Source organism: Pantoea sp. WMus005, assembly GCF_013415305.1.
GTDB classification, from domain to species: domain Bacteria; phylum Pseudomonadota; class Gammaproteobacteria; order Enterobacterales; family Enterobacteriaceae; genus Pantoea; species Pantoea rara.
In genome coordinates, this window is record NZ_JACBXU010000001.1 from 980933 (window position 1) to 1004294 (window position 23362).

Here is a 23362-nt window from a genome sequence, read left to right on the forward strand (position 1 = left end):
GTTAATCAGTGGAGAAGTGTGAAGCGGGGTACAAATTTAACTTTTTTGCCATGCGGGCGAGGCGGGAACAGGCGGGATAACTCAGTTATCCCGCCAGATTGACGGTTTAAACAGGCGTGATTCAGACGGCGGGACGGGCCACGACGCTGCGGGTTTCCATGCGGACTTCGGCGATGGTGACATCAATCACGTCAGTGACACGGTAAACCACTTCACCTTTGATCTGGACGCTGCCATTTTCCTGGCTGAGAACCAGCTCATCACGCACCGCGTGAATGAACGGTGCCGGGATAAAGGCGACCGCGCCAAACTCGACCAGACGAACACGCATGCCGCCGCGCGAGACATCAATAATCTCAGCGCTGAAGCGGCGGTCGGTGGCTGCAAACGGTGCCAGATAACGGGCGTAGAGCCAGTCACCCACGTCACGCTCCGCCATGCGGTTCAGGCGACGGCGCTCACTCATCGTTACCGTCAGCGCATCGTCCGGACGCGCAACCTGCTCGCCGCGAATAATCGCTTTCAGCAGACGATGGTTGATCATGTCGCCGAACTTACGAATCGGTGACGTCCAGGTGGCATACGCCTCAAGGCCCAGGCCGAAGTGCGGGCCTGGCTCGGTGCTGATCTCTGCGAAGGTCTGGAAACGGCGAATTCGGCTGTCAAGGAACTGCGTCGGCAGGGCGTCCAGCTCACGGCGCAGCACGCGGAAACCCTCCAGCGTGGTGATCGCCTGCGCATCCACGGTAATACCGTGATTGGCCAGCACGGCGGCAGCCTGTTCAGCATTCGTGGCATCGAAACCGGCATGGACGTTGTAGATACCAAAGCCGAGACGATCACGCAGCACTTTCGCCGCGCAGACGTTCGCCAGAATCATTGACTCTTCGACAATGCGGTTGGCGATGCGACGAGGTTCAGCCACGATCTCCAGCACTTCGCCTTTCTCACCCAGCAGGAAACGGTAATCCGGACGGTCTTTAAACACCAGCGCGTGGGTCTGGCGCCACTCGCAGCGTGCCAGACAGAGGCGATGCAGCAGACGAATCTGTTCAGCAATCGCCTCACTCTCCGGCTGCCAGGTCCCGCTGTTTTCCAGCCAGTCAGAGACGTCGTCATAAGCCAGCTTGGCTTTGGACTCGATCCAGGCAGCGAAGAACTCAACGTCATCACCTAAGGTGCCATCGGCTGCCACAGTGACGCGGCAGGCCAGCGCCGGACGACGCACATTCGGACGCAGCGAGCAGACATCATCAGAGAGTTCGCGCGGCAGCATCGGGATGTTGAAGCCCGGCAGGTAGTTGGTAAACGCACGCTGCGCCGCGAGCTTATCGAGCTGACTGCCTTCTGCTACATAGGCGGTTGGATCGGCGATAGCGATGGTCAGACGCAGGCTGCCATCTTCCTGCGCGTCGACATAGAGCGCATCATCCATATCCTGGGTGCTGGCGCTGTCGATGGTAACGAAATCCAGCGCGGTCAGATCTTCACGCGTCAGATTTTCATCCATCATCTCGCCAAAACTGACATCGGGCGCTTCACGCTCAAGGTTGTGACGCGACAGCGTCACCCACCATGGCGCCAGATGGTCATCCGCTTTGACGATAAAATCGGTAAGTTCGGCATAAAAGCCGCGATCGCCTTTTAATGGATGGCGACGCATTTCTGCTACTGCCCAGTCGCCATTCTCAAACTCATGGCTGACATCGCGCGCAGGGCGACACTGGATAGCCTCCTTCAGCAGGGGATGATCCGGCACAATCGACAGGCGATCATCTTTCTTCTGGACCCGGCCAACAAAGCGGGTCAGGAACGGCTCAACCAGGGTTTCCGGCTCAGCGCTTTCGCGATCTTTATCGCTGTGAATCACGGCGGTAATACGGTCGCCATGCATCACTTTCTTCATCTGCGGAGGCGGAATGAAATAACTTTTCTGCGCATCGACTTCAAGAAAGCCGAAGCCTTTCTCGGTGCCTTTAACAACGCCTTCAGCACGAGGCGTTTGCGAATGGAGCTTTTGTTTCAGCTGCGCGAGCAGCGGGTTATCCTGGAACATAATTTTTACGTTTCGTGGCCTGATTGCGGCTGACAGTTTTACGCGAATCGACGCCGCGCGGCAAGGCAAAAAGCCGGACGAACCGGCTTTTCAGGGAGTGATGAAGGGGCTATCAGGCAATGCGCTGATCGGCCAGCGCTTCAGAGAGTTCCAGCTTAACCGGTACCGATTTAGAGGTCGGTGTCCCGCTGTCATCACCAAAGCTGTTCAGCGGGACCAGCGGGTTGGTTTCCGGGTAATAGGCCGCAAGGTTACCGCGCGGAATATTGTAAGGAACCAGTTTGAAGCCACTGACGCGACGGGTAATGCCATCATTCCACAGTGTTTCGATATCGACATTCTGGCCTTCGGTGAAGCCCAGGTCTGCCATATCGTCCGGGTTGATGAACACCACTTCCCGCTGACCAAACACGCCACGATAACGGTCATCAAGGCCGTAAATGGTCGTGTTGTACTGGTCGTGTGAACGCAGCGTCTGCAGCGTAAATGGCACGTCCTGATCCAGCGTCGGGAACAGCGAGGCTGGCAGCGCTGAGGCGTTGAACTCCGCTTTCTGGCTCGGCGTATTAAAGCGCAACTCGGCAGCCGCATTACCCAGATAGAAACCGCCTGGAATATCGCATTTGGCGTTGAAATCGGCAAAGCCCGGAATCGTCGCAGCGATGTGCTCACGGATCAGGTTGTAATCACCGGCCAGCTCGCGCCATTTCACCTTTTCATCACCCAGCACCGCCTGCGCGATACCGGCAACAATCCAGGTCTCAGAGCGCTGTGTTTCCGCCAGCGGAATGCCGATTCCTTCAGAGGCGTGCACCATGCTGAAAGAATCTTCCACGGTAATAAACTGATTGCCGGTCGCCTGCAAATCACGCTCTGTGCGGCCCAGGGTCGGCAGAATCAGACCTTCGTGACCCGGCACCAGATGGCTGCGGTTCAGTTTGGTACTGATATGCACGGTCAGACCACAGCGTGACATCGCCTCTTCGGTGCGCGGTGAATCCGGCGCAGCCGCGGCCAGGTTGCCACCCAGCGCGATCAGCACTTTCACTTCATCACGCAGCATCGCGTTCAGCGCTTCAACGGTGTTGTGGCCTGCTGCACGCGGTGGCTCGAAACTGAAATGATTACCCAGCGCGTCCAGGAAGGCTTTAGCCGGTTTCTCATCAATGCCCATGGTGCGGTTGCCCTGCACGTTGCTGTGACCGCGAACCGGGCAGAGGCCTGCGCCTTTTTTGCCCAGCTGACCAAACAGCAACTGCAGGTTAGTGATTTCACGAACCGTGTCGACCGAGTGTTTGTGCTGGGTGATGCCCATTGCCCAGGTACAGATCACCCGGTCAGCGCTCTGGTAGATCGCCGCAGCTTCACGGATCTGCGCCTGCGTCAGGCCAGACTGCGCCACAATCTGCATCCAGCTGGTGTTATCCACCGCGTCGAGATAGGCCTCAATGCCGTTGGTTTTGGCATTGATAAAGGTCTGGTCAAACAGACCACTTTCACCCGCTTCCAGACGCGCGCGATGGGTCTCCAGCAGCGACTTCACCATGCCGCGCACCGCCGCCATATCACCGCCCAGGTTCGGCTGATAATAGGAGGAGCTGATGTTGCCCGCTTTCGAGGTGACAACTTCCAGCGGCTTCTGCGGATCGGCAAAACGTTCCAGACCGCGCTCGCGCAGGGTATTGAAGGTAACAATTTTCGCACCGTGATCGGCGGCATGACGCAGGCTGTGCAGCATACGCGGATGGTTGGTGCCGGGATTCTGACCGAAGACAAAAATGGCATCGGCGTGGTCGAAATCATCCAGACGAATGGTGCCTTTACCGACGCCAATGCTGCGCTTCAGGCCGGTGCCGCTGGCTTCGTGGCACATGTTGGAGCAGTCAGGGAAGTTATTGGTCCCCATCAGGCGACCAAACAGCTGATAGAGCCAGGAGGCTTCATTGCTGGCGCGACCCGAGGTGTAGAGCTCCATCTGGTTCGGATGATCCATTGCCTTGATGTGCTGCGCGATCAGCGCAAAGGCATCATCCCAGCTGATCGGCTCATAGTGGTCGGTTTCCGCGTTGTAGCGCAGCGGATGGGTCAGACGCCCCTGATACTCCAGGAAGTAATCACTCTGGGTATAGAGCGTGGTCACGCTATGTTTAGCGAAAAAGTCGGTGTCGACCATACGGCGTGTCGCTTCCCACGTGACCGCTTTAGCGCCGTTCTCGCAGAAGCTGAATGTACTTTTATTGTCATCACCCCAGGCGCAGCCTGGACAGTCAAAACCGCGTGCTTTGTTCATGCGCATCAGGTTGCGCATATTTTTCAGGGCCGCTTTGCTGTCAAGAACGAAACGCGTAGTGGCTTCCAGTGAACCCCAGCCGCCCGCAGCCGCGCGATAGGGTTTGATTTGGCGTTTAAATTTCATATTGAGTGCAGGCTTTTTATAGTAGGAATTATTGTTTGATGTTTGTTATCAGGTTATAGCCTGATGGTGAAGGGAAGTCTGCAGTTATCCTCATACCTTGTCTAATTGATTGACATAATGGTGCGATAGCTGGCGTTTATCGTGCATCGGCCAGAAATGTGATGGTGGTCAGATTTTACCCGCCTTTAACCTGTTGATAACGGGAGTTCTCCTCACAACAGGCTAATACTTGCTGTTCACAATCAGAGAGGGCGCGACTCCATGAAACAGCTGACCAGTCAGATCCATGCGTTTGGCAAAGCGTTGATGATGCCAATCTCGGTCATTGCGGCCGCCGGTATTTTTCTCGGTCTGGCGGCAGCGATGCAGAACCCCGCGGTGACTGGCGATGCCTTTGCGCAGATGCAGGTGCCGCAATTAATCATTGGCTTTATTCGCAAGGTCGCCGGCGCGCTGTTCGCTAACCTGCCGGTCTTCTTTGCGGTAGCGAGTGCTATCGGACTGGCGAAAGCGGAAAAGCCCACCGCCGCCTTTGCTGCAGTGATTGGCTATATCGTAATGAACGTGGGTATCAGCGCCACGCTGGCGGCCAAAGGGATCACGGCCGCCACTACTACACCGGCCGCTCTGCAGCAGGCAGGGATGGATCAGACCACCGCCATGATGACCTCGGCGGAATACATCAGCATGCTCGGTGTCTTTACCTATAACATGAGCGTACTGGGTGGGGTGATAGCCGGACTGATCACAGTGGTGCTGCATAATCGCTTCTATACCCAGCAACTGCCCACGGCAATCAGCTTCTTCGGTGGACGGCGTTTTGTGCCAATCGTCACCGTGGTCTGTCTGCCGCTGGTGGGGGTGCTGCTGGCGCTGGTCTGGCCGACGATTGGCAACGGTATCGCCTGGATAGGCCAGATGATTGGCAAAAGCGGCCAGTATGGCGCGTTTCTGTTGGGGACCTTTGAGCGCATTTTGATTCCCACTGGTCTGCATCATATTCTCAACGAAACGGTGCGCTTCACGCCGATTGGCGGCATGGCAGTGGTGGATGGTCAGACGATTGTCGGTGCGCTGAACATCTTTAATGCCTCGTTGACCCATCCGGGCTCGATCCCCGATGAGACGCTACGCACCGCCACGCAGTTTCTGGCACAGGGCAAGATTCCGGTGATGATGTTTGGCCTGCCCGCGGCGGCACTGGCGATTTATCACACCGCGCGGCCCGAACATAAACAGCGAGTCAAAGCGCTGGTGATGGCGGGGGCGCTGACTTCTTTTACCACGGGCATTACGGAACCGCTGGAGTTCTGCTTTATCTTCGTTTCACCGGTGCTCTACCTGCTGCACGCTTTCCTGACCGGCCTGTCGTTTATGCTGATGTCGATGCTGCATCTGATGATCGGCAACGTGCAGGGCGGCGTCATCGACCTGGTGGTATTCGGCATGCTGGGCGGCGCGAAAACGCACTGGTGGTGGACGCTGGCGCTGGGCGTGATTTATGCGCCAATTTACTACTACGCGTTCCGGCTGGTAATCACCCGGATGAACGTCGAAACGCCGGGTCGTGAATCGGAAGATGAGAAACCCCAACAGGTCGCCGCAGATGAGCGGACGCAGGTGATCATCAGCGGACTGGGCGGGCAGGCCAACATCGAGGATGTCGATTGCTGCTTTACCCGATTGCGGGTGCGGGTCAAAGAGATGAATCAGGTCGTCGATCAGACGCTAATGAGCACGGGTGCCAACGGCGTTAATCGCGTCAGCGAGCACGATGTTCAGGTGATCTACGGCCCGCAGGTTGAGAAGATCGCTAACGAGGTGAAAACTGCGCTGGGCATCGCGTAACGACAATCCGCTTCAGACTGCATTACCCAGCTAACCGCCTGGTGCAAGCGGGTGGTTAGCGCCTTTTAGTGCACAGATACAGACCGCTGCCGTCCCGCTTATTGTAACTAAAAAAAGCATGACCCTAATGGGCCGCATCTTTCTGCCGATATAGCGACTCATCCTCCCGATTATTGGAACTGAGTCATGTCGTTAAAAAAATCTTCCCTGATTATTTTCTCCTTTCTGCTGGCATTGTTTCTCACCAGCGTAGCGATCAGTACCTGGCTGCTGATTCAAAGCAATCACTCCCTGAATGCGGTTAACAAAGAGATCCGCGTGGTGCTCTCGGTCATTGACCCGATCAACCACAGCCGCACGCTGCGTGTCCGTCTGATGGAGTACATGAAGGAGATTGAGGGCAGCGATGCGAATAATCCCGCTACGCTGGACAGCGTGCGGATCGTGGCAGGCAAAGCCGATGCCGCATTCCAGGCCTACATGAATGCGCCGCGTTTGCCGGGCGAAGAGGCCGAGGCTGACGCCTATAGTCAGGCTTATCTGGCCTATCGTCAGCAGGGGCTGCAGCCGCTGATTGATGCGGCAGAAGCACACGATCAGGTACGCTTTAAAAGTCAGATCCCCAACGTGGTTCGCCTCGATCGTCAGTATGAAATCATCCTGGATCGGGTACTGGCGCAGCATGAAACCTATGCCAAAAAGTTGAACAGCGACGCACAAAGCCACTTCACCTCCGGCATTACCCTGCTGGGTCTGTTTGGCGTGCTGTTTTTCGCCATCATCGTTGCCATTTATCTCTTCATAAAGCGCTATGTGCTGTCGCCAATTAATGATGCGCAGGAACACTGCAAGCTGATTGCGGCGGGTGTGCTGGATGCAACCGTGCCGGTCAAACCGGGTTCACGCAGTGAAATTCAGCTGCTGATGGGCTCGCTTGAGCAGATGCGCAGCGCGCTGACCACCATTATTCTCCAGGTCCGTGATTCGACCCGCTCCGTTTCTACCGCCTCGCAGGAGATTGCGGCAGGTAACATCGATCTCGCCTCGCGTACCGAACAGCAGGCTGCCGCACTGACTGAAACGGCAGCCAGCATGGAGCAGCTCGGGGCCACGGTGAAACAGAACACGGAAAACGTCTTTGAAGCCTGTCGTCTTACCAGTGAAGCGGTGAAAAACGCGGAAAGCGGTGAGAAAGTCTCGCAGGAAGTGGTGACTTCGATGGCGCTGATTAATGCCAGCTCGAAAAAGATTGAGGAGATCACCACCGTGATCGACAGCATCGCTTTCCAGACCAATATTCTGGCGCTGAACGCGGCAGTCGAAGCTGCCCGTGCGGGTGAGCAGGGACGTGGCTTTGCGGTAGTGGCAGGCGAAGTGCGTAATCTGGCCCAGCGCAGCGCCACCGCAGCCAAAGAAATTGAAGGACTGATTGCAGAATCGGTCTCCATCATTCATGCCGGTTCCGATCAGGTCAGCCGGACCGGTGAAGCGATGAGCGCAATTATCTCCTCGGTCAGCCGCGTGAACCTGCTGATGGAGCACATCTCCACGGCGTCTGATGAACAGAGTCGCGGCATCGGTCAGATTGAACAGGCAGTCACCGAGATGGACAGCGTCACCCAGCAGAACTCGGCGCTGGTACAGGAGTCTGCCGCAGCCTCTGCCTCGCTGGAAGAACAGGTGCAGTATCTGACGCAGTCGGTTTCTACCTTCCGTCTGGCAACCCATTAATCCGGTCACTCCGCGCTGAGTTTATGCAGCGCGGAGCCCTGAATGCCACGATGCTGAGCAACGCACGACAAAAAGGGAGAGTTTGATTCAGCGGCTTGTAGCAAGCGGTTAATCGGCAGATTATAGGGCTTTCCATTGAAAACAGGGTCGTCATGCTCATTAGCACCATTGCCCGCAGTAACAGCGCCGATACCCGACTGGCCTGCACGCTTGCCGCTGCAGCAGGCGCGCTGAACACCGCTGCCTTTGAGATCGTTGGTTTTTTTTCAGCTAACATGACCGGGAACGTCTCGCTGCTTTCCGATCATCTGGCAAAAGCGAATCTGGGGCCTGGCCTGTTTTTTCTGTCGATCGTCCTGCTGTTTATTGCCGGTTCTGTGTGTTCAACGCTTGCCATTAACGCCGGACACCGCAGAAACATTCGTACCATCTATGCCTTTGTGATCCTGATTGAGGGCGCCGCGCTGATTGCGCTCGGCATGATTGAGAATCACTTTCCGCCGCTTTCGCCTGGCGTGGTATTAATCATGAGCCTGAGTTTTTTGATGGGTCTGCAGAATGCGGTCGTCACGCGGATCTCTGATGCCCGTGTTCGCACCACCCATATCTCCGGCACGGCGACCGATATCGGCATTGAGCTGGCGATGCTGTTTGAGGTTTTGCGGCGAAAAGCGTCACCGAAAGATGCGCCGATCTGGCTGGGACGTCTGCGGCTGCACTGCCTGACTCTGCTGGCTTTCCTCACAGGGGGAGTAGCCGGAATCGGACTTTACCGGCTGCTCAGCTACGATTTCCTGCTGCCGGTGGGGTTCGGTTTAATCTGCCTGGCGCTGAATGCTATTTTTACTCAGCCAGCAAAAGAGCAGGGTGCGGTGCGTTAATGGCGCACTATCCTCTGCTGTTAAAATCAGGGTGGTGCCCGGCCCTGATTTTATCGTTTCGCCAGTGCAAATGAACCGTGCGGTTAAAACATCAGGACCTGAGCAGGGTAACATTGAGTCTTATACTTTGGTTAACCCTGGCGGTGAGACAGTGACGCAAACAGCCTTCAACCTGCTGATGGATAATTAACATCGACATTAAACAACTAATTTACTTGTGTAACCTGGAGCGGGAACGCCATTTCGGGCGGGCCGCGGAAGCCAGTTTTGTGACACAGCCAACTCTCTCAATGCGCCTGAAAAATCTGGAGCGCGAGCTGGGCCTGCCGCTGATTAACCGCAGCAATAACTTTGCCGGATTTACGCCAGAGGGCGATCGCGTGCTGGCGTGGGCGCGGGAGATCGTGTCGGTCTATCAGGGGTTAAAGCTGGAAGTCGAATCGCTGAAACATGGGGTGAACGGCACGCTGCGGGTTGGCGTGGTACCGCAGTGCAGCATGGCACTGCCGCTGCTGCTGAAAGCGGTGCAGGCGCGTTACCCTCAGCTCGATTACCGTATTGCGGTACTGAGTGCTGACCAACTGCTGGAAGCGCTCAACAGCCACACCGTGGATGTCGGAATTGGTTTTTTTGAGATGGCAACCCTGCGGGAACTCCATTTTCAGACCGAGATGCTGGCAGACCGGGGCGTTGAAGCCATATTCCATCCTGACCATTTCGCGGAGCTGGTGGGCGAAACCCCGCTGACGCTGGATGAACTGGCTCAACAACCTCTTTGCCTTGCGGAGCCAACGCGTTATTTCCGCCGCTACCTTGATATGGCTTTTCGTGAAGCGGCGCTGGTGCCCCGGGTGATTGTGGAGAGCGCCTCAGTTATGCAACTGATGCAGTGCGCACAGGTCGGTCTGGGTGTACTGGTCTCGCCAGTCGGGCATCTGCTGCCCGCATCACGCCAGGGACTGCAGCAGCGAGCGATTACGCTGCCGCCGATGGCGCGCCAGGCGGCGCTGGTGATTGCCGAACCGGGCCGTGCTACACCGCTTGCGCAGCATTTTTTCGACGAAGCGCGTGGCCTGCTGCCGGTATAGCGCAGCTACTGCGCCTCGCCAAGCGCGTAAAACAGGCGGCTGTTCCAGTTGCCTGTCGCCACGCTCTGAATCAGCGCGAACAGCGCCTCAGCTTCCCAGCCCGCTTCCATCAGCGGTTGCAGATGGGCCGCGCTGAATCGCTCAGGTGAACGGGTCAGCTGTGCTGCCAGCGCAATAATCTGCTGCTCTTCAGCTTTTAAAGCCGCATCATCCACGCCCTCAATTAAAGCTTCATTTCCCTCCAGCAGTCCGAACGCCCAGCGACTGCCAAGAATTCGGGCAACAGTTGCCTCAGCCAGCGTGTTGTCATGCGAAAGATGCTGACGCAGCTGCGCCCAGCCATAAAGCGCGGCGGGATCGTGGGCCAGAAGCCATACCGCCTCCTGCATGCCGGGCAGTGACTGACACCGGGTAACGGCAGCAAGTTGCTCTGCACTGGCATAACGTAACTCCAGCGGTTTCAGCACCGGTTGCCAGCGTGCAGGCCGGTCAAAACCCGTCGCATCCGCATCCGGAGGTGCAGTGGTGCCGGGCAGCCAGCGTACCGGCTGGGCCTGCAGCGCCTGTAATCCGGCGACCACCCGCGCCTGATAACTGACAAAACCGATGACCTGATTCAGCGTCACAATATCGGGTTCGGTCAGGCCGACCCCGTCCAGGGCGGTGATGGCGCTGGCGTTAATGAGCTCAGGCTGCATCGCCAGCTGGCGCGCATACTGCGTAATCTGAGTCAGACGATTATTACTTTCGCGCGAAGAGTCAGGTCCGGGCAACGGATTGAGACGGGCAGAGTAGTGATTACACAACCGCTGCACACCCGCAACCTGCGCCACGGTGAGCGCGGTGCTGAGGCGATCGTAAAGCGTTAAGGTATGGGTCAGTGACGTCGCCACGCGATCCGGGAACAGTAATTGCGCCAGATCGCGCGCTGCCAGCAGGGCCGGCTGGTTCGCATGAAGCAGTGACTGCACGACGGTGTTATCGGCGTAACATCCCAGCAGGAAACGGTCATCAATATGGGCGGCCTCGGGTACCAGCGGTGCGGCCTGAGCGATACGTGGACTGGTCTGGCTCTCGTAAAACCAGTGGTTATGGCCCGGATAGCGGCGTTGTTCCATGATCAATCCTTTTGCAAATTCGGGTTCGGCATGCAGGCGGCAAAATCTGAAAATGTGCATAAACCGAAGGGCAGGGTTATCGTCGCTGATGGGCCGTCCCGGGCAAAAGAATGATCGGTGATAATTAATAGCGTTACGGTATAACGGGAGCGAAATCAGGCAGGAAGAGCGAGGCGGGAGCACGGAGAAGGGCGAGCGAGGCTCGCCCTTGCAGAACTTATTTCAGTTCCAGTTCGTTCATTGCGGCGATGCTGAAGCCACCATCAACGTGTACCACTTCACCGGTAATGCCGCCAGCCAGGTCAGAGCAGAGGAATGCTGCTGAGTTGCCGACATCTTCGATGGTAACGGTACGGCGAATCGGGGTAACCGCTTCGCAATGTGCCAGCATCTTACGGAAATCTTTGATGCCTGATGCCGCCAGGGTGCGGATCGGACCCGCTGAAACGGCGTTAACACGCACGCCTTCCGGGCCCATGGCATTTGCCATGTAACGCACGTTAGCTTCCAGCGACGCTTTCGCCAGACCCATCACGTTATAGTTCGGAATTGCGCGCTCAGCACCCAGGTAAGAAAGGGTCAGCAGAGCAGAATGTGGATTCAGCATCTCGCGGCACTCTTTGGCCATCGCGACGAAGCTGTAAGCACTGATATCGTGCGCGATTTTAAAGCCTTCGCGGGTAACGGCGTTCACGTAGTCGCCAACCAGCTGATCGCCAGGGGCGAAACCGATTGAGTGAACGAAACCGTCAAATTTCGGCCAGGTTTTTGCCAGTTCAGTGAACAGCGATTTGATGCTCTCATCTTCGGCTACGTCACATGGCAGCACGATGTCTGAACCCAAATCTTTGGCAAACTCTTCCACACGACCTTTTAATTTGTCGTTCTGGTAGGTGAAAGCCAGTTCTGCGCCCTGTTTGTGCATCGCCTGTGCAATACCGTAGGCGATGGAAAGTTTACTGGCAACGCCAGTAATCAGAATGCGCTTACCGGAAAGAAAACCCATAGCTGTAATCCTTATGGTCATTGTAGTTGGCGGCCGCATGATTAATAAGTAAGCGACCGACGTTAATCGACGTGCGGATTCTAGCACGTCTCTCATAAATCAGGTAAATCGGCCCGCAATTTCCGCGATATGCAGCAAAAATCAGCGCTCACGCCGCCAGGCTTCGGCACTCAAAGCTTCACCAAAATGGCTGCTAATCAGCCGCCGGGTCAGATCGTGCAGCGGTGAGGCCAGCACGTCCGCCGTACCGCCGCGCTCGACCACTTCCCCCTGATGCATCACCAGCACTTTATCGCTGATGTGCTTCATCATGCCCAGATGCTGGGTGACATAAATGTAGGCGATCCCGTGCTTCTCCTGCAGTTCCAGCATCAGATTCACCAGCTGGGACCGCATCGTCATATCCAGCGAGGCCAGCGCTTCATCCGCCACAATCACTTTGGGCTGCAGGATCAACGCGCGTGCCAGGCCCAGACGCTGCTTCTGACCGGGTGCCAGCATATGCGGATAATAGCCGGCGTGATCGCGCAGCAAGCCCACCTGACGCAGGGTGGCGATAATCCGTTTCTCGCGCTCCTCCGCATTCAGCTCCGTGTTAAGCCGCAACGGGAACTCCAGAATCTGACTGATGCGCTGACGCGGATTCAGTGAGGTGGAGGGATCCTGAAAAATCATGCGGATGCGCTGACTGCGATAGCCATAATCGCCGAAGGTCAGCGGATGATCGTCTATCAGAATGTCGCCTTCGGTGGGCGCGACCATCCCGCTAAGCATCTTCGCCAGTGTAGACTTGCCGGAGCCATTTTCGCCGATAATCGCCAGCGTCTGTTTCTCACGCAGGGTAAAGCTCACTGATTTCACTGCTTCAACGTGCTGGCGACGGAACAGGCCCGTGCGATAGCGGAAGGTTTTACTCAGGTTGCGCACTTCCAGCAGGGTCTCCATGCTACTGGCCCTCCATATTCAGCGGGAAATGACAGGCGTAGAGATGCGTTTTGCTGCCGGTGAGGCGAGGCGTTTCAATACATTTGCGCTGTGCATAAGGGCAACGTGGTCCGAGACGGCAGCCAATCGGCAGGCTCTCCAGCGACGGAATCGCGCCTGACAGGGTATTGAGGCGGCTTTTGTGCGGCAGCGCGCGACCAAAATCGGGCATCGCCCGAATCAGCGCCTGCGTATAAGGATGATGCGGCGTAGTCATTAAATCTTCGCTTTGAGCGGTTTCCACCGTCTGACCGCAGTACATCACGTTGATGCGGTCCGCCCACTGGCTCATGGTGCGCAGATCGTGACTGATCAGCAGAATAGTGGTGTTGTTGTTCTGGTTCAGACGGCTCAGCAGGCGGAAAATCTGCGCCTGGGTGGTCGGTTCCATGGCGTTGGTCGGCTCATCGGCAATCAACAGACGCGGCTGATTTGCCAGCGCAATGGCGATCATCACTTTCTGACATTCGCCTTCGGTCAGCTCATAGGGGAAGCTGCGCATGATGTCTTTGTGATCTTTGATGCCGACGCGATGTAGCAGTTCGATGGCGCGGGCTTTGCGCCAGAACCAGAAGCGTTTCAGCCACGGACCTTTATAAGTCCAGCGCGGAATCACCTGCATCAGCTGACGACCAATTCTCTCAGACGGATCCAGACAGGATTGCGGCTCCTGGAAAATCATCGAGACGTTATGCCCGATAATGCGGCGGCGCTCGCGCGTCGACAGGCGCAGCAGGTCCACATCATCAAACACCATGCGATCGGCCGTTACGCGCCAGTTATCGTTGGTCACGCCGCAGATAGCCCTGGCGACCAGACTTTTGCCGGAACCGGACTCGCCGACAAGACCGCGGATTTCGCCTTCGCCCAGCGTCAGATTGACGCGATCGACCGCTTTGACCGGCCCGTCAGCGGTCATAAATTCAATGGTCAGATTACGGATATCGAGTAATGGCATTTATTCCACTCCCGCTTCGACGGCGCGACGGATGCCGTCACCGAGCAGGTTAACAATTAATACGCTGACCATCAGCGCCACACCGGGCAGCATCACGGTCCAGGGAGCGACATAGATCAGCTCCAGCGAATCGCCCAGCATTGCTCCCCATTCCGGCGAAGGCAGCTGCGCGCCCAGGTCAAGGAAGCCGAGAGCGGCAATATCCAGAATCGCCATCGACAACGCGCGGGTTATCTCGGTGATCAGCAGCGGCAGAATATTGGGCAGGATGGCATAGCGCAAAATATTGCGGCCGCGTGCGCCATCAAGACGCGCTGCCACCACATACTCTTTTTCCAGCTCATCGTGCACGGCGCTGTAGATCTCGCGCACCAGGCGTGGCATCAGCGCCAGCCAGACCGCCAGTAACGCATGCTCAAGCCGCGGCCCGAGAAACGCCACTACGATGATTGCCAGTAACAGCGACGGAATTGAGAGCAGAGTGTCGAGCACGTGGTTCATCACCGCCGAGCGTATGCCATGGGTCATGCCCGCCAGCACGCCCAGCACCAGCGCACCCAGCGTGGCGAACAGCGTCACCAGGATTGCTGAACCCACCGTTGGACCTGCGCCGCTCAGCAGGCGGCTCAGAACATCACGACCCAGGTCGTCGGTACCGAGAAAGAATGAGACATCGCCGTAGCGCGACCAGGAGGGCGGCAGCAGTTGATACCCCAGAAACTGCTGGTCAATACCATAAGGCGCAATCAGGCCGCCAAAAAGGCACAGCAGCAGCAACGCACCAAAGCCATACAGGCCGACCATCGAGATCGGATTACCATAAAAATGATGCCAGCTCTGACGAAACGCACTGGGCAGGCGCTTTTCGGCGTAAATATTATCGGAGGGCATACGCGTTCACTTTACTCTGCTTAACTTCGGGCAACATTGCTTTATAAAAATCATTCATATCAGGTGTTTGCCCCGCTGGCATGCTTGATGTTGCTTTGTCATCGATAACTCTGAATCGCGTGAATTTACGTGTTTGTGTACAATTTTCCCGGCGTTTTCGCCGGGAGGGTAAGCTTGTTCAGCCTATTACAGGGGATTATCCGTCGATATCCCTGTCGCAGGCAAGGGAAGGGCGTCAGCAATTTCGGTGCTGGATTACAGAGGGTTACGATCCGCGTCGGGCAGATCATCATTTACTACGCTGGCCTGACCCTGGCTTTGGTTGGATGTCCTTCAGGCCCATCGTCATGGGTATGGTCCGGATCCGGCTCAATGATCACGATATAATCTTTGCCTGTTCCGTCGCGCGTTAATGTCACCAGATCTCCGGCCACCGGTTTGGTGTCAAACTCATGTTCTTCCTCAACACCTGTATCTTCAAAAATCACAGCGTATTTCATTTTCTGTCCTCTTTGTGATGAACCGTGTCGTCACCTCAGTGCTTTTTGCCGAGGCTTTCTTATTGAATCTTAGCCTGGCCTGAGAATACCTCTCAGCGAGTGGAGTATTATCATCCTGATAAAGCGTGGTTACTGATGGCTTTAGGGTCGAGCTGGGCCAGCATCACATTCTCTTTTGCAGAGCAGTCGCAGTGCGTGGTCGCACTGCCGTAGAATGATCAACTGTCGGCAAACAGTGCGCTCTCACTGAGCCAGCTGGCAGGCCGACGTTTAATTGCACCCAGGAACTGCGCGGGTGCTATGAAAAAGCGCTGAAGAAAGTTAACGCGCCGCTGCCTGATTGACCGCGCGATAATGAAACGGCAGCCTGGTGAGGTGAAGGTGGATCTCTTCAGGCCCGGGTTCCCGACGCCGGTTATAAATAAAGACAACGGGTAACTCTGGCGCAAAAAAGCCCGCTCAATGGCGGGCTCTCTGAAACGAATGGGATGGCCTATTTGCTATCAGCCCATTTAGTAATCTGATCATCGATTCTGCCGTCGAGATAATGCGTAATCTGAACTGATCCCGCCTTTACTAACAGTGCAATACATGCAGCAAATATCAGTACCAGTAACACTCTGCTAAGACTCATCGCCTTTCCTCGTATGAACTGCCTGCTTACACCGGACACGCCAGAATACGTGGCGCGATTAACTGATGCGCTGCTTCTTCTCGCGCTGATGCTTGTGATAATCCTCGTCACACTCGGCTGAACAGAAAGCCGTTTCGGCCACGACAGCTTCATCTTTGCACCAGACGCATAAGCCGTTAGGGCTTTGAAGTTTGCTCTTACGAGCGGCCAGAGAAGCTGCGAGATGCGCTTCTTCACGCGCCTGAGCCAAATCTACATCGTCCATAAATATTCAGAACCTCATAAAATTTTAACGATTTAAACACAAACCGGTCACAACAGAGAAAATTTTGTGTAGGGAATTGCATGTTAAGCAGGCAGTTTCAGCCCGTTAAAGTACTCTCTATCTGTTTCGAATCGCTTTCTATTGACGTGGAAAGCCCTATCGCAGGGCATACCATTCTTTATGTTTCAGCGGATTCATTGCCGCGCCAATCACGTCAGAAATCACATTCACCAGAATCACCAGCCCGCCGATCACCATTACACCGGCTGAGATCGCCGCATAATCTTCCTGACGAATCGCGTTGATTAGCCAGCGTCCCAGACCCGGCCAGTTGAAGACCATTTCAGTGATCATCGCCAGCGTAATCATGGTGGAAAACTGCAGACCCAGACGCGGGATTACCGGCGGGAGCGCGTTATGCAGCACGTGACGGTAGATAACGGTAAAGCGCGAAAGACCCCGCGTAGCAGCTGCTTTGACATAGTTTTTGTCCATCACGTCGCTGGTGCTGTTGCGCAGCAGGCGAATCACTTCCGTCGTCGGTGCCATCGCCAGCACCAGCACGGGTAAAATCAGATGGGTCAGGGCGCTGATAATCATTTCATGTCGCCACGGTGAAGGACTCAACCAGGCGTCAATCAGCGCAAAGCCAGTAATATTCTGCACCGGATAGAGCAGGTCGTGACGACCCGAAACCGGCAGCCAGCCCAGTGTCAGCGAGAAGAACAGCGTCAGAATCAGCGCCAGCCAGAAAATCGGCGCAGAAAAGCCAATTAACGCCAGGGCACTGATGGTTTTATCCTGCCACTTATTGCGCATTACGCCGGCACAAATCCCAAGCGGGATGCCGACCAGCAGCGCGAACAGAAACGCCAGAATACACAGCTCCATCGTGGCCGGGAACACCTCCCGCAGCTGCAGGCCAATCTCCTGACCGTTGGTGCTGGAGACGCCGAAATCAAACTGCAGCATCCCTTTGAACCAGAACCACCAGGCGTCCGAGAGTGCCGCGCCTTCCAGCGGCGCATTAGGCGTAAAGTAGCTCAGACTGAAGCTGACCAGCGACAGCAGAAACAGGGTAATGAGCAGCAGCAGCAGGCGCCGCAGAATATAAATAATCACTTACTTACCCTCATCAGCTTCACGATAAACTCCGGCAAACGAGGCGTTACCAAACGGACTCAGGACCAGGCCCTTAATATCATGACGAAACGCCTGAAGTCGCAGTGAGGATGCCAGTGGCAGCACCGGCAACTCCTGCGCCAGAATCAGCTGCGCTTTATCATAACTGTCGATGCGGCCAGCGAGTTGCTGCGATAGCAGGGCATTCTGAAGCGTTTCGTCAAAGGCCGGAGAACACCAGTGCGCATAATTGGTCTGCGAGCGAATCGCCGCGCAGCTGAGCAGCGGCCGGAAAAAACTGTCCGGATCGTTACTGTCAGTTGCCCAGCCAGTCAGTGTCAGATCATGATTCATCGCCATCAACTGCGCCTCCTGAAAACGGCCCTCAACCGGCACAATTGTCAGACGGACGCCAACCTGCGCCAGATCCGCCTGTAACAGTTCAGCGGTTTTCAGCGGGCTGGGGTTCCAGGACTGCGATGCAACCGGCACCACCAGCCGCAGATGCAGATCGCGGATGCCCAATGCTGCCAGCGCGGCCCGCGATTTATCCGGATCGTAGCTGGTAATGCGCGCATCGTTATCATAAGCCCAGGAGGCGCGCGGTAAGATTGAGGCGGCCGTTTCGGCAGTGCCGTAATAGATCGACTCCATCAACCGCTCATTGTTGATCGCCAGCGCCAGCGCGTGACGCACTTCGGGGCGGTCGAGCGGCGGTTTGCGGGTATTAAAGGCGAGATAGGCGATGTTCATGCCGGGACGCAGTGTCATCCGCAGGCGCGGGTCATCACGCAGGATGCTGAGCTGGCTGGCCGCAGGATAGGCCAGTACGTCACATTCACCGGTTAACAGTTTTGATAATCGACCGGTGCCGCCAGAACCAAGATCGATGACCGCCTGCTGCAGACGCGGCACACCTTTCCAGTAATGAGGATTGCGCGCCAGGCGAATGTACTGGCCGGTGCGATATTCACTGAGCTGATAAGGACCGGTGCCAACAGGCTGTCGGTCCATCTCTTCCTGGCGGCCCTGAGCGGTAAGCTGGTCGGCATATTCTTTTGACAGCACCGGCGCATAGTGGGTTGCCATGTGCCACAGGAAGGACGCATCCGGGCTGTTCAGCCTGAACTCAACCGTCCTGCTATCAATCTTTTTCACGCTCTGAACCGAATCGGCAAACTGAAGGCTATCAAAGTAAGGATAGTTCCCCCCGTTCACGTTATGCCAGGGATGATTCCGGTCGAACATCCTTGCGAAGCTGAATACTACATCGTCAGCGTTAAGCGTGCGGGTAGGGCGGAACTGATTAGTCTGCTGAAACTGCACGCCGCTGCGCAGATGAAAGCGATACGTCGCGCCGTTGTCGCGCACTTCCCAGCTCGACGCCAGATCGGGCTTTAACCGATAGGTGTAGGGATCGACATCCAACAGGCGGTCGTAAAGTTGCGCCGCCAGTGTATCGATAGTCAGCCCGCTGCTGGCCATCTGCGGATTAAAGGTGTTCAGCGTGCCGCTGACGCAATAGACAAATCCGGTCTGTCGGATATCACCCGCAGGGGCTGACCACGCAGGGACACTCAACACACTGAGGCTGAGCAACAGCGAACATAATAGTTTTGACATAGAACTCAACGATTTTGAGGCATTAAACAGAGTGTATCGCAAAGCGGTCATTGTCCCAAAACCCGCAACCGCCACCCGCCTGTTTTTCATCCTGGCAGCAGCAAAAAGAGCGTACAGAAGGTGTGGTAATGAGAAAAATTCTCAATAAGGGGTTTACAGATGATAATAAGAATGATTATTATTCCTCTGCACTTCGACGGTGGCTCTGCCGAAGAAGAGCACGACATTGCTCACATTGCTTCCAGTATTGTTGCCCGCCTTATGGCGGGCTTTTTTTGTTGGGCATGACAAACCATCGAAGCTTTCTCTGCGGGTATCCCGGTTTGTTAAGCATCACATGCATAAAACCGGACTTAACTATTACAAAAACGCAGTTACTATAACGACAACTTCTGCTCACCCAATTCCGGACAATGATTAAATTTCTGAAAAGCGCTCAGGCTTTCCATTATCCATCCTTTCGCTATCTCTTTTTCGGACGTCTGTTTACCGTCCTGGGTAATGGAATTGCACCCATTGCGCTGGCCTTTGCCGTTCTGGATATGGGGGGCTCTGCCTCTGATTTAGGCGTAGTGGTGGCGTCCCGCTCCCTGTTCAACGTGCTGTTTCTGCTGGTGGGCGGTGTGGTTGCCGACCGCTACTCACGTAGTCAGGTATTAGTGGTATCCGCGCTGTTTGCTGCTGTTTCTCAGGCTTTCGTGGCGTGGTCTGTGCTGGAGGGTTCAGCCACTGTAATAAGCCTCACCTTGCTGGGTGCGCTGAATGGCGCGGCAGCGGGCATCGCACTGCCTGCTTCATCCGCACTGGTTCCGCAGGTTGTGCCTGCAAATCACCTGCGGCAGGCTAATGCTTTCATTCAGCTCGGTATTTATGGGGGCACGGTGATGGGGGCGTCGCTGGGCGGTGTGATCACCAGCGCTGTCGGGCCGGGCTGGGGGCTGGCGATTGATGCGCTGGGCTTTGCGGTTTCCGCGCCGCTTTATTTCCTTATGCGTGTGAGCCCAAATAATGCCGGGACGACGCAAGGCAACATCCTGCGCGATATCAAAGAAGGCTGGGCAGAATTTGCTGGCCGAAGCTGGATTTGGTCGATAGTCCTTCAGTTCGCCATTATCAACGTCGCTTTGAATGGCATTGTAGAGGTCTATGGCCCGATGATTGCCGACGCCTCTTTCGGGCGGGCGCAATGGGGGATGATTGTGGCCGCCCATAGCGCAGGGTTAATTGCTGGATTATTTCTGGCGATGAAATGGCATCCGCGTCGTGACCTTCTGATTGGCGCTATGCTGGCAGGTCTGTGCGCACTCCCGATATTTATGCTGAGCCAGAATGCGTCAGCAGCATGGCTGATAGCCGGGTTCTTTATTGCGGGTGTTTCATTAGGTCTGTTTGGCGTAACCTGGGCGCAGTCATTACAGACTCACATCCCAGCGGATAAGCTGGCTCGCGTGTATGCGTATGATGCGATGGGTTCCTTTATCTCCATTCCCTTTGGTCAACTGGTTGCGGGGCCGCTGGCGGCACAATATGGCACAGCCAATGTTTTGCTGATGTCAGCACTGGCTGTGGTCATTGTTACCGCTGGCATCGGATTAGTACCGGACATCAGGCAACCTGAAAGAATGAGAATTAAGCCGCACAACTCCTGACGGCTGTTTTTCTTACTGCGAAAGCAGCCCGGAACAGACCGGACTGTTTCAACATCGATTAATCAGATTTCATGACATACAGAAAATATCGTCATGATGGACGTGTTCAGTTTTCCGCTTTTATATCGTGTTTCTTCATCATCGCGCGCAACTGATGATAGGTAACACCTAACAACCCGGCAGCGCGGCGCTGGTTATAACGTGCCTGTTGCAGGCTGGCTTCCACCAGATCCCGCTCCTGCTGATTCTGCCATTGACGCAGATCCAACGGCAGGGCAGGCAGACCGCTATTATCCGCATTCTGACTGGCACGAATGACAGCAACCGGTTCAGGGCGTGAAGCAAACGGATTAATAATGACGTTATCCAGCTGCTGCTCGCTGCTGTTATGACGATAGACCGAGCGCTCCACCACGTTTTTCAGCTCGCGGACATTGCCTGGCCAGTGGTAATCCAGAAGGGCCTGCTGCGCGCGGTCGGTAAAGCCGGGAAAGAGTAACAGACCAAGTTCGCGACACATCTGGATAGCAAAGTGCTCGGCCATCACCAGAATATCGCTGCGGCGTTCACGCAGGGGCGGTAACTGCACCACATCGAAGGCCAGACGATCCAGCAGGTCGGCGCGGAATTTCCCCTCGGCTGCCAGCACAGGCAGATCTTCGTTGGTGGCGCAGACCAGTCGCACATTGACCTGCAGGGAGTGATTGCCGCCGACGCGCTCCAGTTGCCCATATTCAATGACTCTGAGCAGTTTTTCCTGTACCAGCATCGGCGCGGTTGCCAGCTCATCCAGAAACAGCGTGCCGCCGTCAGCACGTTCGAACCGTCCGAGATGTCGCTTCTGTGCACCGGTAAAGGCGCCCGCCTCATGACCGAACAGCTCAGAGTCGAGCAAATTCTCATTCAGCGCGGCACAGTTCAGCGAGATAAACGGTCCCTGCCAGCGGTCAGAGAGATAGTGCAGACGGCTGGCGATCAGCTCTTTACCTGTTCCGCGCTCGCCAATCACCAGAACCGGTTTTTCCAGGGGAGCCAGCTTAGAAACCTGCTCAAGTACCTCAAGAAAATTGTTCGATTCACCCAGAAGATTATCGTTAGTGTTTGTCATGATGAATTTCGCCACCCCTTAATCATTTTCGCTATCTTAAAATAAGCGTTGAAAGCTGTAAAATTTAAAAAACCTTAAAAATCATAGTGATGTAAAATTGGCATGCATCTTGTATTAGCTCAGCAGGGCAACACGTTTTAAAACATTAAAAGAGGAACATCATTATGGGTATTTTTTCTCGTTTCGCTGACATCGTAAATGCCAACATTAACTCCCTGCTGGAGCGTGCCGAAGATCCGCAGAAACTGGTCCGCCTGATGATTCAGGAAATGGAAGACACGTTAGTAGAAGTGCGTTCGACCTCTGCGCGGGCGCTGGCTGAAAAGAAACAGCTGTCACGCCGTATTGAGCAGGCGGAAATCCAGCAGGCCGAATGGCAGGAAAAAGCCGAGCTGGCGCTGCGCAAAGATAAAGATGATCTGGCGCGTTCCGCGCTGATTGAAAAACAGAAACTCACCGACCTGATTGCTTCTCTTAAACAGGAAGTGGGCCAGGTTGAAGAGACGCTGGAACGCATGAAAGGCGAAATCAGCGAGCTGGAGAAAAAACTGACCGAAACACGTGCCCGTCAGCAGGCGTTAACCCTGCGTCATCAGGCGGCTTCTTCATCACGCGATGTTCGTCGTCAGCTGGATAGCGGTAAAATCGATGAAGCGATGGCACGATTCGAATCTTTCGAGCGTCGCATCGATCATATGGAAGCGGAAGCAGAGAGCCACGGTTTTGGTAAACCTAAAACGCTGGATCAGCAATTTACTGACCTGAAAGCGGATGATGAAATCAGCCAGCAGCTCAACGCGCTGAAAGCCAAAATGAACCGCAGTGAGTAATTATTGACGTTGCAATAAGTGATTAAGGAGAGTCAATGAGCGCACTTTTTCTCGCCATACCCTTAACGATCTTCGTGCTTTTTGTCGCACCGATTTGGTTATGGCTGCATTACAACAACAAACGCAACGGCGGTTCGGAACTGTCGCAAAGCGAAATCCAGCGCCTGCAGCGCGTCACGCAGGATGCGCAGCGGATGCGCGAACGCATCGACGCGCTGGAAGCCATTCTGGATGCCGAACATCCTAACTGGAGGCAGCCATGATGAAAGGCCGTAAGTTGTGGCGCAAGCCTGACGAAGGAAAGTTGATGGGCGTCTGTGCGGGCCTGGCAGAATATCTCGACATTCCGGTCCGTCTGCTGCGGGTCATCGTGGTGTTATCGCTGTTCTTTGGCCTGTTTGTGTTTACGGTGATCGCCTATTTCGTACTGGGTTTTGTGCTGGATGTGAAACCCGCCACTGCTTTTGAAGGTGAACGCCAGCCCAGCGCCAGCGAATTGCTGGACCAGCTGGAGAGCGCCTTGCAGCGGGATGAGCGCAGCGTGCGCGACGTGGAACGCTATGTGACGTCTGAAACCTTCAGCGTGCGAAGCCGCTTTCGCCAGATTTGATCATTTTATTAACGGGCCGTTTAAGGCCCGTCCGCTCTCTCAAT

The 23362-nt window shown here is 55.5% G+C and carries 20 protein-coding genes and 1 pseudogene; 9 read left to right on the plus strand and 12 right to left on the minus strand.

Features of this window, described 5'->3' with window-relative positions:
• Window positions 1-121 precede the first annotated feature (121 nt).
• Together HZZ01_RS04350 and HZZ01_RS04355 are read right to left on the minus strand one after the other, a co-directional pair.
• On the minus strand, window positions 122-2056 hold the full coding sequence (locus HZZ01_RS04350; protein WP_179895646.1) for an exoribonuclease II: 1935 nt from the start codon (window positions 2054-2056) through the stop codon (window positions 122-124).
• Between the two features lie 112 nt (window positions 2057-2168).
• The gene (locus HZZ01_RS04355; protein ID WP_179895647.1) at window positions 2169-4472 is read right to left on the minus strand and encodes an FdhF/YdeP family oxidoreductase; all 2304 of its coding nucleotides are present in this window, start codon (window positions 4470-4472) and stop codon (window positions 2169-2171) included.
• 261 nt (window positions 4473-4733) lie between these two features.
• Here HZZ01_RS04355 and HZZ01_RS04360 point away from each other — a divergent pair, with 261 nt between their 5' ends.
• The 4 genes from HZZ01_RS04360 to HZZ01_RS04375 all read left to right on the plus strand — a co-directional run bounded on the left by HZZ01_RS04360 (window position 4734) and on the right by HZZ01_RS04375 (window position 10020).
• The gene (locus HZZ01_RS04360) at window positions 4734-6320 is read left to right on the plus strand and encodes a PTS transporter subunit EIIC (protein ID WP_179895648.1); all 1587 of its coding nucleotides are present in this window, start codon (window positions 4734-4736) and stop codon (window positions 6318-6320) included.
• Between the two features lie 186 nt (window positions 6321-6506).
• Window positions 6507-8051 (plus strand): methyl-accepting chemotaxis protein, encoded by a 1545-nt coding sequence (locus HZZ01_RS04365; protein WP_179895649.1) that lies wholly within the window; start codon window positions 6507-6509, stop codon window positions 8049-8051.
• Between the two features lie 152 nt (window positions 8052-8203).
• Window positions 8204-8932 carry a YoaK family protein gene (locus tag HZZ01_RS04370; RefSeq protein ID WP_179895650.1) on the plus strand — a complete coding sequence of 243 codons (729 nt, stop codon included), beginning with the start codon at window positions 8204-8206 and terminating at the stop codon, window positions 8930-8932.
• Between the two features lie 191 nt (window positions 8933-9123).
• On the plus strand, window positions 9124-10020 hold the full coding sequence (locus tag HZZ01_RS04375) for a LysR family transcriptional regulator (protein WP_179897049.1): 897 nt from the start codon (window positions 9124-9126) through the stop codon (window positions 10018-10020).
• A gap of 5 nt (window positions 10021-10025) precedes the next feature.
• Here the strand turns inward: HZZ01_RS04375 and HZZ01_RS04380 are convergent, their stop codons facing one another.
• From HZZ01_RS04380 to sapC, 5 genes are all read right to left on the minus strand, one after another.
• Window positions 10026-11138 carry an oxidoreductase gene (locus HZZ01_RS04380; RefSeq protein WP_179895651.1) on the minus strand — a complete coding sequence of 371 codons (1113 nt, stop codon included), beginning with the start codon at window positions 11136-11138 and terminating at the stop codon, window positions 10026-10028.
• Between the two features lie 217 nt (window positions 11139-11355).
• Window positions 11356-12144 carry an enoyl-ACP reductase FabI gene (gene fabI / locus HZZ01_RS04385; protein ID WP_179895652.1) on the minus strand — a complete coding sequence of 263 codons (789 nt, stop codon included), beginning with the start codon at window positions 12142-12144 and terminating at the stop codon, window positions 11356-11358.
• 141 nt (window positions 12145-12285) lie between these two features.
• Window positions 12286-13089 carry a putrescine export ABC transporter ATP-binding protein SapF gene (gene sapF / locus HZZ01_RS04390; protein ID WP_179895653.1) on the minus strand — a complete coding sequence of 268 codons (804 nt, stop codon included), beginning with the start codon at window positions 13087-13089 and terminating at the stop codon, window positions 12286-12288.
• Window position 13090: 1 nt separating this feature from the next.
• A complete protein-coding gene (gene sapD / locus HZZ01_RS04395; RefSeq protein ID WP_179895654.1) occupies window positions 13091-14086 on the minus strand; it encodes a putrescine export ABC transporter ATP-binding protein SapD in 996 nt (331 codons plus the stop codon).
• The gene (gene sapC / locus HZZ01_RS04400; RefSeq protein WP_179895655.1) at window positions 14087-14977 is read right to left on the minus strand and encodes a putrescine export ABC transporter permease SapC; all 891 of its coding nucleotides are present in this window, start codon (window positions 14975-14977) and stop codon (window positions 14087-14089) included. It lies immediately after the preceding gene.
• An 80-nt stretch (window positions 14978-15057) separates the two neighbouring features.
• Here sapC and HZZ01_RS20940 point away from each other — a divergent pair.
• Window positions 15058-15249, plus strand: a pseudogene (locus HZZ01_RS20940) (Arm DNA-binding domain-containing protein); the annotation flags it as partial.
• A gap of 24 nt (window positions 15250-15273) precedes the next feature.
• Here the strand turns inward: HZZ01_RS20940 and HZZ01_RS04410 are convergent.
• From HZZ01_RS04410 to sapA, 4 genes are all read right to left on the minus strand, one after another.
• Window positions 15274-15477, minus strand: a complete 204-nt coding sequence (locus HZZ01_RS04410) for a hypothetical protein (protein WP_179895656.1) — start codon at window positions 15475-15477, stop codon at window positions 15274-15276.
• A 692-nt stretch (window positions 15478-16169) separates the two neighbouring features.
• Window positions 16170-16376 carry a hypothetical protein gene (locus HZZ01_RS04415; RefSeq protein ID WP_179895657.1) on the minus strand — a complete coding sequence of 69 codons (207 nt, stop codon included), beginning with the start codon at window positions 16374-16376 and terminating at the stop codon, window positions 16170-16172.
• A gap of 156 nt (window positions 16377-16532) precedes the next feature.
• The gene (gene sapB / locus HZZ01_RS04420; RefSeq protein ID WP_179895658.1) at window positions 16533-17498 is read right to left on the minus strand and encodes a putrescine export ABC transporter permease SapB; all 966 of its coding nucleotides are present in this window, start codon (window positions 17496-17498) and stop codon (window positions 16533-16535) included.
• Window positions 17499-19121 (minus strand): ABC transporter substrate-binding protein SapA, encoded by a 1623-nt coding sequence (gene sapA, locus HZZ01_RS04425; RefSeq protein ID WP_179895659.1) that lies wholly within the window; start codon window positions 19119-19121, stop codon window positions 17499-17501.
• 413 nt (window positions 19122-19534) lie between these two features.
• On the opposite strand from sapA, the gene HZZ01_RS04430 reads away from it, so the two are divergent.
• A complete protein-coding gene (locus HZZ01_RS04430; protein ID WP_179895660.1) occupies window positions 19535-20770 on the plus strand; it encodes an MFS transporter in 1236 nt (411 codons plus the stop codon).
• A 106-nt stretch (window positions 20771-20876) separates the two neighbouring features.
• Here the strand turns inward: HZZ01_RS04430 and pspF are convergent, their stop codons facing one another.
• The gene (pspF, locus tag HZZ01_RS04435; protein ID WP_179895661.1) at window positions 20877-21878 is read right to left on the minus strand and encodes a phage shock protein operon transcriptional activator; all 1002 of its coding nucleotides are present in this window, start codon (window positions 21876-21878) and stop codon (window positions 20877-20879) included.
• A 164-nt stretch (window positions 21879-22042) separates the two neighbouring features.
• On the opposite strand from pspF, the gene pspA reads away from it, so the two are divergent.
• The 3 genes from pspA to pspC are packed head-to-tail and all read left to right on the plus strand — an operon-like array spanning window position 22043 to window position 23318.
• Complete coding sequence (gene pspA, locus HZZ01_RS04440; RefSeq protein ID WP_008925259.1) at window positions 22043-22708, plus strand: phage shock protein PspA; 666 nt, start codon at window positions 22043-22045, stop codon at window positions 22706-22708.
• A 35-nt stretch (window positions 22709-22743) separates the two neighbouring features.
• On the plus strand, window positions 22744-22971 hold the full coding sequence (pspB, locus tag HZZ01_RS04445) for an envelope stress response membrane protein PspB (RefSeq protein ID WP_003853799.1): 228 nt from the start codon (window positions 22744-22746) through the stop codon (window positions 22969-22971).
• Complete coding sequence (gene pspC, locus HZZ01_RS04450; RefSeq protein ID WP_179895662.1) at window positions 22968-23318, plus strand: envelope stress response membrane protein PspC; 351 nt, start codon at window positions 22968-22970, stop codon at window positions 23316-23318. The genes pspB and pspC overlap by 4 nt, the downstream gene beginning before the upstream one ends.
• Window positions 23319-23362 lie beyond the last annotated feature (44 nt).